Raw genomic sequence first — 12,354 nt, 5'->3', positions numbered from 1 at the left:
CTCCCCCGGGTAAGTGATTTTCAACAGGCGAAGAACCCGTACTTCTTCAGCACGTGCCTCTTGATGGCGTGGGCTCCGAAGAAGTAGACGCACGCGATGAACGGCATCCACAGCAGGGCCCACAGGGGCACGCCGATGAGGTCCGTGCAGCCGGAGATGGCCTCCCACAGGGGGCCGCTGAACGGAAGCAGGGTTCCGACGCACAGCGCCACGATGGTGGTGATGACCAGGGGCTTGGCGGACCAGGCCTGGAAGAACGGCAGCTTGTTGGTCCTGACGATGTGTATCGCCCAGACCTGCATCCAGTACTGCTCGATGACCCACAGGGACTGGAACAGCACCACGTAGGGCAGGAGCTCCTCGAAGTCTCCGATGGGCGCTCCGCTGAGGACCAGCTGAGACGCGTTGGTGACGCCGGACAGGTCGTATCCGAGACCGGACATCTCCGCGAGCACATCGGGAGACACCGTGACGGCGACCGTGGGGAGCACTGCGAATATGAAGAACGCCCATGACATCAGATCAGTGACCACACACATAGGTCCGTACCGGTACATGACGGTGGTGAGGTTCTTGGCGTCCCATTTCCGTGGTTCCTTGACGAACTCGTCGTCGACCTTGTCCCAGATGATGAAGATGCAGGCGAAGTCGTTGATCAGGTTGAAGATCAGGATCATGATTCCGCCCATCGGCTCGAAGTTGAAGAACAGGGATCCGAGGATCAGCGAGAACATGTATCCGAAGTTGATCGACCCGATCATCTTCACGTACTTGATGGAGTTGACGTAGACCTTCCTCCCCTCGATGGCTCCTGTCTTGAGGACCCCCAGGTCCTTCTCCAGGAGGATCATGCTGGCGGTCTCCTTGGCGATGTCGGTTCCGGTGTCGACCGAGATGCTCACATCGGCGTTCTTCATGGCGACGACGTCGTTTATTCCGTCTCCCATGACTCCGACGGTATGGCCGTTGGCCTTCAGGGCCAGTGCGACCCTGGACTTGTTGTCTGGACTCAGGCGGGCGAATATGCTGGTGTTCTCGACGACCTCCTTGAGCTCGTCGTCGGACATGCCGTCGATCTGCGGCCCCACCAGGATGTTCTCGGTGGGGATCCCGATCTGGTCGCACACATGCCTGGACACGTACTCGTTGTCCCCGGTGAGGACCTTGACGGTGATGCCGTACTCTCTCATGTCCTCGATGGCCTTCTTTGCCGTGGGCTTCACGGGATCCGTGAACACCAGGAATCCGGCGATGATCAGGTCGCACTCGTCCGCCTCGGTGAACTCGGTCTTGCCCGAGGGGAGGTACTTGTGGGTGATTCCCAGGACGCGCATGCCCTTGGTGCTGTACCACTCGACGAGTCCCATCATGTCGTTGACCGTCTTCGAGTCGAGGGGCTGGATGTTCCTGTCCTGATCGAGGTATCCGGTGGAGATGGAGAGGATCTCGGGCATGGCACCCTTGGAGATCATGATGTTGACGTCCTCGTCCTGCTTGACGACGACAGTGGCCCTCCTCCTGACGAAGTCGAACGGCACGTCCCCGACGTACTCGTACTGCTCCACCTCGTCCAGCAGCCCGTCCTCCTCGGCGTACTCGTCGAGGGCCCAGTCGATCTGGTTCGTGGCGGATTTCAGGTTGTGGGCGTTGAGGCACGACAGGAGCTCCACGGAGTGGCTCGGGTTCCCGTAGATGTCGTTGCACGACTCCACGGAGATGCGGTTCTGTGTGAGCGTCCCGGTCTTATCGGAGCACAGGACGTCCATGGCGCCGAAGTTCTGGATGGCGGTCACGTCCTTGACGATGACCTTCTTCTTCGACATGTCGATGGATCCCTTGGCGAGGTTTGCGGAGACGATGGTGGCAAGCATCTCCGGCATCAGGCCGATGGCCAGGGTCAGTGCGAAGACGACCGCGCTGAGAACACCGTCGACGGTGAACTCACCGTAGGACATGTAGTCCTTGATCAGCATGATCAGGAACACTGGCGGGACCATGCAGTACATGATCCTCAAGAGGACGTTGACGATGGACTTGGTGCCCTTGTCGTATGTGGTGGAGGGCTTCTTGCGGGTGAGCTTCTCGGCCATGGAGCCGAAGATCGTGTCGTCGCCGACGGCGACAACGATCGCCTCGGCGGAACCGCCGACCACGTTGGTTCCCATGAAGGCCATGTTGTTGCAGCCCAGGATCTCGGTGCCGTGCACCGGATCGGCGTATTTGGTGACCCCGCCCGACTCACCGGTCAGGGCGGACTGGTCGACCTTGAGATGGTTGGACTTGATTATCCTCACGTCAGCCGGGACCATGTCGCCGGTGTCGAGGATGATGATGTCACCCACCACGAGCTCCTTGGAGTCGATCTCGATCTCGACCCCCTCGCGGCGGACGGTGATGATGGTCGTCACCATACTGACCAATTGCGCAGCAGCTTTCGAGCTGCGGGTCTCCTGGATGAAGGTGACGATACCGCTGACGAGGATCAGCGTCGTAAGAATCACGAAGTAGATTATGTCCGGCTCGAGGACCATCCACAGGATGTCGATGATCGCGAGCGTTATGATGAATATGTTTCCGAATGCCCTTGCGAGCCTCTTGAGTACCACGTACTTGTTGTGGTTGGTGACCTCGTTCTTCCCGTACTGGATACGGGACGTGGTCACCTCCTCGTTGTAGTGTCCCTCAGTCCTGCTGTTAAACTCTTTGATGACGCTATCGACATCCGAGGACGCCGCATAACGCATTCTTTCTTCCGGTGTCGTCGAACCATTTACCACAGTGAGTGGACGGACTTTTGGTATTTAAAAAGCCCCCCATGCTGGCTGGGGGGCAGGAGTTTGGGGGAAGCCGTTTCCGGCGCCTCTAGCGCCCTAAGGTCTTCAATCCTTCTTCTCGGGTGCCTTCTCGGGCTCCTCGGGGGACTCGACATTCTCCGCCGGGATCTCTCCTGGGACGCCCTCCTCGTGCTCCGTGGGCGCCACCGTCTCCTGGACCTGCTCGGCGATCTCTTCTGTCCTCACGGCCTCGGCGGTCACGGACCTCTCGGACTGCTGGATGGCCTCCTCGACCTCCTGCTTCTCATGGGCGACGGCACCGGCGGCCTTGGCCTCGGCCTCCTTCCTGGCGGCCTCCTTCTTCGCCCTGTCGGCCTCCTTGAGCTGCCTCTTCTGCTCCTTCTCGACGTCCTTGCGGTGCCTGATCTGCTCCCTGAGCTCCTTCCTGGCGGCGGAACGCTCCTCGCGGGGGAGCTTCTTGATCTCCTCCTTGCGCCTCTCCTCCGCGCGTCTGGCCTTCCACTTGTCGTCGGAGATCTTGGCCCTAGCCCTCTCCTCGGCCTCCTTCTTCTCGTTCGCGATCTTGGCGTGCCTCGCCTTGGCTTTGGCATCATCGCCAGTTGACTCTACGATCTTGGCCATGGTGTGAACCTCTGAATGACGGTCGTTATCCCTTCCTATCATAAATACTGTGGACGGGACTGCTCGGTGAAACGGTTTGATGTTAAGGGGTTTGGGGTGGGCGGATGCCTCACTGGTTGGACTTCCAGAGTCCGTGCTTGTTGCAGTACTCCCAGGCCTGGACCTCAGCGGCGTCGGTCTTGAAGAACGCCTCGGGGGCGTCTCCGGGCTTGAGGTACTTCCTCATCTGGACGCCGTCGGCGCAGATCTCGATGTACACGATGTAGTGGTCGTCGGCCATGGGGTGGGCGGTCTCCTTGCCGACCTTCACGAGGAAGCCTCCGTCCTGCTTCTCGATGTAGGGGACGTGCTTCTCCTTCACGAAGTCCTCGGTCTTGGCCTCCATCAGCTGCATGGGCTCTCCGCAGCAGGAGGGGATGCATCCTCCCTTGTAGAGCAGCTCGACGGCGGTTCCGCATTTGGCGCAGACGTATTTCTGTGACATGAGTAAACCTCTGAGCAGGGTTGGGTCTTGACAGCATAAATAATTTTCTTAACGGCGTTTACAAATTAAGTGCCTCTAACGAAGGTTTCCCAGAGAACGCATTATATACGTTCCCCCATCCCAGATTCATGGAGATACCCGCAATCTTCGCCTCCTGCCCCGGACAGGGGATGACCGCGTCCGAATCGTGGTTCCGCGGCGTCCGTCCCGTCGTCTGCGGCAGGACCGCCCCGTTCGATGAGGCGGCCTCCGAGGTTCCCAGGTACGACGACAGGACGCCCGTGGTCGTGGTGGACTCGGACAGCCTCTCGGCCCGCAGGTTCACGGAGGGCGTCGTCAAGAGGATGAAGGTGCGCGGCTGCGACATCTGGCTGATGACCTGGATCGAGGACGCGGACGACCTCTTCGACGCCTTCAACACGAACGCGGACATTGTCCTGGGACCGTACCACGCCACCGGGTCTGACGAGGACCTCTCGGACATCCTGTCCGTCTCGGACAGCTTCGTACCCGCGGTTTTCGTCGCGGGTGGGAGGGCCGTGTTGAGAAGGGCGGAACGTGACTCGGTGCCGGGTGCCCTGTCCCGCCTCGCGGACCTCGGGTTCTACCGCACCTGCGTCGTAGACACGGACGACTCTCTGAATGGCTCCTGGGAGACGCTCAGGGACGACTTCCCCTCGGCGATCCCGTTCACTCGCTCCCCTGAGAGCACGGAGGCCATAGCTGGGCCGCGGATAGGCTGTCTCTGGACGCCAAGATCCCCTCGATGAAGCCCCTCACGGCATCGGCGGCGCCCTCGTCACCCCTCGCATCGGTATCCGGGAACTCCATGTGGCCCATCCACTTCATCTTGGTAGTTATGGAGAAGGCCCTCAGTATCGACACCGTGGGCGCGAAGTTGGGCTCCGGGCTGCCCGCGCAGAGCATCGCACAGCATGCCAGGGGATGCGGCAGGACCTTGTCATGCCAGTAGGCCTGGAAGCGGTCGAGGACCGTCTTGAGCAGGGAAGAAGGGCCGCTGAAGTGCAGCGGTGTCGCGAGGACAACGAGGTCGGACTCCCCGAAGAGCCTGTAGAGGATGCCCATGTCGTCGTCTATCGAGCACCTGCCCTCAGCGCACGCGTCGCATCCTGTGCAGTGGTGGATGTCCATGTCCGACGGGTACGCCACATACACGTCGCAGTTGTTGGCCCTGAAGACCTCGGCGGCCGCCTGACACATGGTCTCGGTTACCCCGCCGCGACCGGCGCTACCGCAGATTATGAGGACCCTGTTCATGGCTCTGGAATCGTGTACTCTGTTGAATAATTAACTCCTGGCTGTGAACCAGCCCAGATCTGCCCTATTCAACATTTCTGTTACCGAGGATTCCGATATTCTGTAACTCTTTCCGATCCTTGTCGTCCAAACTGAATAGACAGTGAGACCGGAGTCAAGTCATAACGGTCCGAAATGATGATCTCTCCACATGTAAAAACTCGATTAAGGCGCCATTTCGTTGTCAATCCAGTGATGGAGGCATATATCGGAGAATTGAAACTAGACTGTTTTGACATAGTTATTTAAACAATCAGCATCAATGGTGAAGTGCTGCGAAGCGAACCGCGGGAGCTGCCTCAGTACCGGTTCCGGGAAGTAGAGACGGCCGCTTGGAAACGAACGAATAAATGTCACGGGGCACGTCGCAGCATTCAGCTTTCCCTGACACGCTTTCTGATGATTCCATAGTTGTCCTTCCCATCCACTCCCTCGATGAGATCTCCGATTCGGTCGGATTCCTTCCACGGAAAAGACGCATACCGCTACCAGACATCGACTTCCTTCCATTATCTTAATGAACCTTCCTGAATAGTCCCCTGCTGCATGCGAGCACGTTCGGAAGAACTCAGAAGAATGGGGTATACAGCGCCAACTTGTTAAAACTGACGTCAATTGTTATGAAACAAAGTAAGAATCGCGCCACCATTTATAATGTCCTCCGACAATAGCGTCCGAAAGGAGAACGGGAGATGGAGGACTTCACGAAGGTCAAGCTGATCGAGGTGCCCAGGAACATTGTCGCCGGGCACGACGCCCTCGGCAGCATCAGGGAGATGTGCGAGAACGTCCACTTCGGCAAGACCGGCACGATTATCACCGGCACCAAGACGATGGACGCCGCAGCCAGGGACGTCCTGAGCTACATGGACGGATACGACATAGACGTCGTCCAGGTCGGGGAGGCCAGCATCGAGAACGCACGCATCGCCGAAGATCGCATCAGGGAGTTCGGCTCGGGATTCATCCTCGCCGTGGGCGGCGGGAGCAAGATAGACCTGGCCAAGATCGCCTCCAACGAGCTCAACATCCCGTTCATCAGCATACCCACGTCGGCGGCGCACGACGGGATCGCCTCCAACAGGGCGTCCCTCAAGTCATCCACCGGATCCCGCTCCATCGGCTCCGCGTCCCCCATCGGGGTCATCGCGGACACCGGAATCATAGCCAAGGCACCCTACCGCCTGCTTGCGTCCGGATGCGCAGACGTCATCTCCAACCTGACGGCCCTCGAGGACTGGGACTTCGCCAGGAGGCTCAAGAACGTGGACTTCAGCAGGACCGCCTACACGATATCCAGGTACGCGGCGGAGTCCATAATCGACAACTGCGGTCTCATCAGACCCGACCTGGAGGACAGCGTCTGGATCGCCATCAAGCCCATCATCATGTCCGGGGTCTCGATGTGCATAGCGGGAAGCTCCAGGCCCACCAGCGGCGCGGAGCACATGTTCTCCCACATGCTGGACCTGACATGCCCCGGCAAGGCGCTCCATGGGGAGCAGTGCGGGGTCGGATCCATCATGACCATGTATCTGCACGGCGGGGACTGGGAGGGCATCAGGGACGCGCTGAAGAGCATCGGCGCACCGACCACCGCCAAGGACCTCGGGATCAGCCCCGAGGACGTCATCCACGCCATGTCCCACGCCCACGAGATCAGGTCGGACAGGTTCACGATCCTGGGGGACAAGGGGATCAGCGAGGAGGTCGCCGAGACGGTCGCACGCGCCACGGGCGTGATTTGAGTTCATATTAGAGGTGATGGAATGGCATTGATCACTCTGCTCAGCGAGCCGCAGGCCAAGGTCGGCGGCGAATTCTACTTCATGGGACCGCTCACCGACTGCAAGGACTGCAGGCTCAAGGGCGTTTGCTTCAACCTCGAGCCCGGTGCGAGGTACAGGGTCGTCGAGGTCAGGAACCAGAGGCATGCCTGCGAGGAGTGCGAGGGGGAGGTCGTCGCCGTCGAGGTGGAGAAGGTCTCCACGCCCGGGGCCGTGCCCAAGAAGGGCGCCATGGAGGGTGTCACCATAACGTACTCCGAGCCCAAGTGCCAGGAGGTCTCCTGTCCCAACTACTTCAGATGCCATGCGGTCGGCAAGAGGGAGGGGCAGAAGTACACCGTCACAAGCCTCGGCAAGGACCTGGACTGCCCGATCGGAGAGAAGCTGGTGGCGGCGGACCTTCTCTGATCACGGACCCAATGAGGTTATCGGGACCACGAAGACCCCGTCGGGACGCTGGTACGCCCAGTTCGACAGCCCGCTTATGACGCATAGCACGCATGGGGAGCCGCCCCTGGACTTGAACACGTCCCTCATCTTCAGGAGATGCTCGGCGGCGCCGTCTATCTGACCCGCGCCGAGCTTAATCTCGAACGCGCCCCAGCTCCCGTCCTCGGCCTCCACGACGGCGTCGACCTCTCTTCCCGAGTCATCGCGATAGTGGTACAGCGTCCCGCCTGCGGATTCGGCGTATATCTGCAGATCATGTTCGCAGAGGGCCTCGAACATGAATCCGAACGTGTTCAGGTCCCCCATCAGCTTCTCACGGTTCAGACCGAGTGCGGCAACGGCGAGAGACACATCGGTCAGATGCCTCTTGGGCTTCTTGCCTACACGAACGCTTGACCTGAAGTTCGGTTTGAAACTCGGCGTGTCCTCCAGGAGATGGATGCGGTCCAGGCAATCCGAGTAATCGTAGAATGTGTCGTTGGAGATCTTCTCGTCGTCATAGGACTTCATATCGTCCTTCACAGTTTCATTGCTGACGACAGTGCTTTCGTTTCTGGACAGGGATCTGAGCAGCATCCTCATCTTCTCCCTGTCCCTCTGTCTCCCATCGAGCCTGCAGGCATCCTCGATCGCGGACTCTATGTACTCTTTCGGAACGAGTCCGTAGTCCTCGGGATCCACCGTCAACGTAGTCGGCCATCCTCCGCGGACGACAAGGTCCACCAGTTGCTCCAGTTCGACATCCCTCTTCTCGGACGTAACGAGATTCCCCTGCATGAGTTCACGCAGCGACACACTGCCGTCCGAATCGCCGGTCTCGAACAGCGTCATGGTACGCATCTTGAGCCTAGCGATGCGCCCAGTGCCGCTGTGAATGTATGTCTCACGCTTAGGAACTGACGAACCCGTCAGAATGTATCTACCATGACCGGGATGACTATCCAGATTGGAACGGACGGAGTCCCATATTTGTGGGACTACCTGCCACTCATCTATCAGATGAGGAGGATCCCCGGTCAGAGCCCTGCGGACATCCGCGAGCACATAGTCGCGGTTCGTCAACGGACCTCTGTTTTCCGCGATTTTGATCTCACTCTCCGCATGGTTCTCCGCGGTCCATGTCTTCCCGCACCACTTCGGACCCTCCACGCTCACGGCTCCGAACACGCGAAGCTTCCGCACCAGCATATCGTCGACAATCCTGGGTCTGTAACCATCGGGGGTGAGTGGCATGACATGTGAATACATCGGACTGTACTTAATGGAAACTATTCTTTCCACTTACTGGAGGAAATTCTTTCCACATACTGGAAAGAATTCTTTCCAGTTGCACAAACATAATTTAAATAAAACCATCGAAAGACAGGAAATCCATGCCGAGGCGTGCCGAAGTCCAGATAAAGATGGTTTCTGGATATAATGCAGGGCCGGGTGGCCCTGGCGGTTTACGGCTCAGAGGTCGTTGCCCGAGTCCCAGGCCTGTCCGACCTTCCTGCCGAGGGCGTAGTACCCCCTCTGGAACGGGTCGTACATTATCGGATCGACCTTCACAGGGTCGACCTCCCCGTCAGCGTCCAGGACGCCTTCGTCAGCGACCACGTTGACTATCTCCCCTACCACACGGAACCCTTCGATCCCGTGCTGGATCTCTGCGACCTTGCACTCCAGGGTCACCGGGAACTCCTTCACGATGGGCGCATCGACCCTCCCGCTCTTCACGGCGGTGAGCCCCGTGCGCTCGAACTTGTCCTTGACGTCGTTTCCGGAGACTATGCCGAAGTAGTCGGCCTCCTTGACGTGCTTCACGTCCGGTATGGCGAGCGTGAACGCCATGCGCTTCTTGATGTTGTCCGAGGTCCTGTGCCCCTCGTCCAGGTTGAGGGCTACGAGGTTGTCCCCGCAGACGCCGCCCCAAGCCATGTTCATGACATCGACGGTTCCGTCGTCGTTGTAGGTCGCAATCATCCCGACGGGCATCGGGAACATGCACGGTTTGACTCCGAGATCCTTCATTTCGTACATCTCCTGGGTTATACCGGACCCCGATATCGATATTCATCTATTTACAGGAGAGCAAAGGACATCGACAGCCAGCACCCGGCCGAAGATGCCGAATCCACACGCCATCACCACAGAACATAAGGGTGATGGACTGAAAAGGGAGGGAGGGGCGGAAGGCCCCTCCCGTGGAGTTTGATCAGAACTTCTCGCCGGTGATGCGCTCGTACATGTCTACGTAGAGCTTGCTCACGCGGTCGATGATGTCCTGGGGGAGAGCGGGTATGTCGGGCTCGGGCTTGCCGGCGTCCCTGGCGGCGTAGAGCTCGTCGTGGTATCCGGTCTCGCGGTAGTACTGGCGGACGAACTCCTTGGAGAGCTCGACGATGTTGCCCTTGGCGTACTCCTCGGCGTCCCACCAGCGGTCCTCGTCCAGAGTTCCGAAGGTGTCGACGACCATGAGCTTCCTCTCCTTGTCGTATCCGAACTCCTTCTTTCCGTCGCAGTGGATGAGCCCGCGCTTGCCGGCCTCCTCCGCGATGATCTGGTCGATCCTGAGAACAGTGTCCACGATCTCCTGGTACTCGGCGTCGGAGAGCCCGGCCATCTCCTTGGCCTCGGCCTCGGTCAGGTTCTCGTCGTGCTCCTCCAGCTTGGTGGTGCACTCGACGAAGGGTCTGGGGAGCTTCTCCCCTCTCTTGACCTCGTGTCCCGCGGGGAATCCCAGGTCCTCGGGCTTCACCTTGCCGGACTTGAGCCTGTCCAGCAGGGATCCGGCGGCGTAGTACCTGCAGATGACCTCCAGGGGGATCAGGTAGTTGGTGGTGGTGCCGTCGATCTTGCTGTAGTCGCGGATGACCTGCACCCTCTTGACCCTCATCCTGTCCTTGGAGGGCTCGCTGATGTAGTGGTTGTTGATTCCTGCCTCGTTGAGCTTTCCGAACCAGTACTTGGCCGTCCTGCACAGGGTCTCCCCCTTGTGGGGGATCTTGGAGGGTATGATCTTGTCGAAAACTGAGATGTTGTCGGTGTACGCGAACTCGAGGGTGTCGTCGTCCACCTCGTATACCTCTTTGACCTTCCCGGTCATCAGGTGCTTCATGACAGACCGTTATCGCTGATGGATATATACTGTTCTCCCTGGCACCGGGGATGGGATGATACCCAGACCTCATCCTCGGAATCGTCTCACATGTCGCCGGATTCGGATGAGATCCTCTGCCTGTCGATGCGCATGGACTCCAGATCTATTGTCGTCAGGACCCCTTCGCAGGGGGACGCCTGTCCGGAGATGAGCCTGATCGCCTCCAGGGCCTCCATGCCCGCCACGGTCATGACGGCGGCACCCACGGAGGGGACCGGGCCCTCCGGGTCCCTAGCGGTTCCGAGGACGTCCCTCAGTCCGGGGGTCCTCCCCGGCACAGAGACGTACAGCTGACCGTGGAGACCGGACACACCCGCGTGGACGAGGGGGATCCCCATCCTCTGCGAGTGGTCGTCCAGAGCCATCCTGGCCTCGAACGAGTCCAGGCAGTCCACTATGACGTCGCATCCGGCGAACATGTCCCCGTTCTCCAGAGTCACGGGCTCGCTGACCGCCTCCACGTCGGCGGCGGGGTTCAGTGCGAGGATCCACTCGGCGGAGATCACCGATTTCGGACGGGGGTCTCCCGCAGTGTAGATGAACTGGCGGTTGAGGTTGGTGACGTCGGGGGTGTCGTGGTCGCAGAGGATGTACCTGCAGACGCCGGCCTCGGCCAGCGCCGTGATGACGTTCACGCCCAGACCCCCGCACCCGGCGATGCCGACCTTGGCCTCCATTATCCTCTGCTGTCCCTCCTCCCCGAATATCGGGATCTGCCTCTCGAACCTGCTCAGAGTATCCCCTCGATGAAATCCTTCAGAAGGCCGCAGGCCTCCATGACCGTGCTGTCGCGCACCTGCTGGCGACCGCCCTCGAAGTTGTTCTTGGTCACGACCACGCGGGAGCCGTCCGACACGGCGATGTACACAAGGCCGACTGGCTTCGTGGGGGTCTCTCCCCCGGGCCCGGCGATGCCCGTGACGGCGACGGAGTAGTCCGCGCCGAACAGCGCGGCGGCGCCCAGGGCCATCTCACTCGCGGTCTCCTCGCTCACGGCCCCGTGGTCTGCGAGCGTCTGCTCCCTCACACCGAGGAGCTTCATCTTGGCCTCGTTGCTGTAGGTCACCGCGCTCCCCAGGAAGTACTCCGAGGAGCCTGCCATGTCGGTCATCGCGGCACCGATGAGGCCTCCGGTGCAGGACTCGGCGCAGCACATGGTCTTGTGCCTCAGACCGAGCTCGAAGGCCAGCAGCTCAGCGTCATAGGGGTGCACCGACAGACACCCCCGTGATGTCCTTGATCCTCCCTACACCGTCGATGGCGTCTATGACGTCCGCCACCGCCTCCGGGACCAGCGGCCTCCACTCCTCGCCGGCGGCGATCCTCCTGCGGACCTCCGTACCGGAGTAGACGGCCCTGTTGTACATCGGCGACCTCCTCACCTCGTATCCGGCCTCCTCGAAGAGGCGGCGGGTCATGGGGTTGTTGGTGTACACCCTCTTGAAGGGGGGCACCATGGAGACGACGTGGGCGACCCACACGGAGTACCTGTTGAGGTCCTCCACAGGAACGATGCTGAACTCGGTGATGCCCTCAGCCTTCAGCGACTCCGAGATCATCATGTAGCGCTCCCCGGCGGTGAACGGGTTCTCCGGATCATGGGAGCTCTGGGCGCTTCCGATGCCCACGATGAGATGCTCCGACTCTTCCGCGCATTTACGGAGGACCTCCATGTGTCCGTTGTGCAGGGGCTGGAACCTCCCGATGACGAGGGAGTATCCGGAGTAGTCGTTCCGGGTCATATGTCTGAACCGATGA

Annotated in this window: 13 protein-coding genes; 3 read left to right on the top strand and 10 right to left on the bottom strand. The window is 60.0% G+C overall.

The window, feature by feature from the left end:
* Window positions 1-20: 20 nt before the first annotated feature.
* The 3 genes from mgtA to JS82_03190 all read right to left on the bottom strand — a co-directional run bounded on the left by mgtA (window position 21) and on the right by JS82_03190 (window position 3,900).
* On the bottom strand, window positions 21-2,744 hold the full coding sequence (gene mgtA, locus JS82_03200; protein ID QHK17172.1) for a magnesium-translocating P-type ATPase: 2,724 nt from the start codon (window positions 2,742-2,744) through the stop codon (window positions 21-23).
* A 135-nt stretch (window positions 2,745-2,879) separates the two neighbouring features.
* Window positions 2,880-3,416 carry a hypothetical protein gene (locus tag JS82_03195; protein ID QHK17171.1) on the bottom strand — a complete coding sequence of 179 codons (537 nt, stop codon included), beginning with the start codon at window positions 3,414-3,416 and terminating at the stop codon, window positions 2,880-2,882.
* Window positions 3,417-3,525: 109 nt separating this feature from the next.
* Window positions 3,526-3,900, bottom strand: a complete 375-nt coding sequence (locus tag JS82_03190; GenBank protein QHK17170.1) for a desulfoferrodoxin — start codon at window positions 3,898-3,900, stop codon at window positions 3,526-3,528.
* Between the two features lie 128 nt (window positions 3,901-4,028).
* Here JS82_03190 and JS82_03185 point away from each other — a divergent pair, with 128 nt between their 5' ends.
* On the top strand, window positions 4,029-4,670 hold the full coding sequence (locus JS82_03185) for a hypothetical protein (protein ID QHK17169.1): 642 nt from the start codon (window positions 4,029-4,031) through the stop codon (window positions 4,668-4,670).
* Here JS82_03185 and JS82_03180 read toward each other — a convergent pair.
* Window positions 4,591-5,178 (bottom strand): hypothetical protein, encoded by a 588-nt coding sequence (locus JS82_03180; GenBank protein QHK17168.1) that lies wholly within the window; start codon window positions 5,176-5,178, stop codon window positions 4,591-4,593. The genes JS82_03185 and JS82_03180 overlap by 80 nt on opposite strands.
* Before the next feature lie 731 nt (window positions 5,179-5,909).
* Between JS82_03180 and JS82_03175 the strand changes: the two genes are divergently transcribed.
* Both JS82_03175 and JS82_03170 read left to right on the top strand, forming a co-directional pair.
* Window positions 5,910-6,965, top strand: a complete 1,056-nt coding sequence (locus JS82_03175) for an NAD(P)-dependent glycerol-1-phosphate dehydrogenase (protein QHK17167.1) — start codon at window positions 5,910-5,912, stop codon at window positions 6,963-6,965.
* Window positions 6,966-6,986: 21 nt separating this feature from the next.
* The gene (locus JS82_03170) at window positions 6,987-7,412 is read left to right on the top strand and encodes a hypothetical protein (protein QHK17166.1); all 426 of its coding nucleotides are present in this window, start codon (window positions 6,987-6,989) and stop codon (window positions 7,410-7,412) included.
* On the opposite strand, the gene JS82_03165 is transcribed toward JS82_03170, so the two are convergent.
* From JS82_03165 to JS82_03140, 6 genes are all read right to left on the bottom strand, one after another.
* Window positions 7,413-8,687 carry a DUF4143 domain-containing protein gene (locus JS82_03165; protein QHK17165.1) on the bottom strand — a complete coding sequence of 425 codons (1,275 nt, stop codon included), beginning with the start codon at window positions 8,685-8,687 and terminating at the stop codon, window positions 7,413-7,415. It lies immediately after the preceding gene.
* A 219-nt stretch (window positions 8,688-8,906) separates the two neighbouring features.
* On the bottom strand, window positions 8,907-9,467 hold the full coding sequence (locus JS82_03160) for a flavin oxidoreductase (GenBank protein ID QHK18381.1): 561 nt from the start codon (window positions 9,465-9,467) through the stop codon (window positions 8,907-8,909).
* A gap of 184 nt (window positions 9,468-9,651) precedes the next feature.
* Entirely contained in the window at window positions 9,652-10,554 is a 903-nt protein-coding gene (purC, locus tag JS82_03155; protein ID QHK17164.1) for a phosphoribosylaminoimidazolesuccinocarboxamide synthase, read from the bottom strand.
* Between the two features lie 86 nt (window positions 10,555-10,640).
* Complete coding sequence (locus tag JS82_03150) at window positions 10,641-11,273, bottom strand: adenylyltransferase (protein QHK18380.1); 633 nt, start codon at window positions 11,271-11,273, stop codon at window positions 10,641-10,643.
* Window positions 11,274-11,326: 53 nt separating this feature from the next.
* Complete coding sequence (locus JS82_03145; GenBank protein QHK18379.1) at window positions 11,327-11,752, bottom strand: nicotinamide-nucleotide amidohydrolase family protein; 426 nt, start codon at window positions 11,750-11,752, stop codon at window positions 11,327-11,329.
* A 43-nt stretch (window positions 11,753-11,795) separates the two neighbouring features.
* Window positions 11,796-12,338 carry a nicotinamide-nucleotide adenylyltransferase gene (locus JS82_03140; GenBank protein QHK17163.1) on the bottom strand — a complete coding sequence of 181 codons (543 nt, stop codon included), beginning with the start codon at window positions 12,336-12,338 and terminating at the stop codon, window positions 11,796-11,798.
* Window positions 12,339-12,354: the final 16 nt, after the last annotated feature.

It is taken from the genome of Methanomassiliicoccaceae archaeon DOK, from assembly GCA_009911715.1.
In the GTDB taxonomy this organism is placed as follows: domain Archaea; phylum Thermoplasmatota; class Thermoplasmata; order Methanomassiliicoccales; family Methanomethylophilaceae; genus Methanoprimaticola.
Note: the sequence above shows the minus strand (reverse complement) of the source record. Positions and strands in the feature narration are given on the sequence as shown.

Excerpts from the sequence above, each read along its gene's own strand:
- mgtA (QHK17172.1), bottom strand. The coding sequence starts at position 2,744 with ATGCGTTATGCGGCGTCCTCGGATGTCGATAGCGTCATCAAAGAGTTT.
- JS82_03195 (QHK17171.1), bottom strand. The coding sequence starts at position 3,416 with ATGGCCAAGATCGTAGAGTCAACTGGCGATGATGCCAAAGCCAAGGCG.
- JS82_03190 (QHK17170.1), bottom strand. The coding sequence starts at position 3,900 with ATGTCACAGAAATACGTCTGCGCCAAATGCGGAACCGCCGTCGAGCTG.
- JS82_03185 (QHK17169.1), top strand. The coding sequence starts at position 4,029 with ATGGAGATACCCGCAATCTTCGCCTCCTGCCCCGGACAGGGGATGACC.
- JS82_03180 (QHK17168.1), bottom strand. The coding sequence starts at position 5,178 with ATGAACAGGGTCCTCATAATCTGCGGTAGCGCCGGTCGCGGCGGGGTA.
- JS82_03175 (QHK17167.1), top strand. The coding sequence starts at position 5,910 with ATGGAGGACTTCACGAAGGTCAAGCTGATCGAGGTGCCCAGGAACATT.
- JS82_03170 (QHK17166.1), top strand. The coding sequence starts at position 6,987 with ATGGCATTGATCACTCTGCTCAGCGAGCCGCAGGCCAAGGTCGGCGGC.
- JS82_03165 (QHK17165.1), bottom strand. The coding sequence starts at position 8,687 with ATGCCACTCACCCCCGATGGTTACAGACCCAGGATTGTCGACGATATG.
- JS82_03160 (QHK18381.1), bottom strand. The coding sequence starts at position 9,467 with ATGAAGGATCTCGGAGTCAAACCGTGCATGTTCCCGATGCCCGTCGGG.
- purC (QHK17164.1), bottom strand. The coding sequence starts at position 10,554 with ATGAAGCACCTGATGACCGGGAAGGTCAAAGAGGTATACGAGGTGGAC.
- JS82_03150 (QHK18380.1), bottom strand. The coding sequence starts at position 11,273 with ATGGAGGCCAAGGTCGGCATCGCCGGGTGCGGGGGTCTGGGCGTGAAC.
- JS82_03145 (QHK18379.1), bottom strand. The coding sequence starts at position 11,752 with ATGTGCTGCGCCGAGTCCTGCACCGGAGGCCTCATCGGTGCCGCGATG.
- JS82_03140 (QHK17163.1), bottom strand. The coding sequence starts at position 12,338 with ATGACCCGGAACGACTACTCCGGATACTCCCTCGTCATCGGGAGGTTC.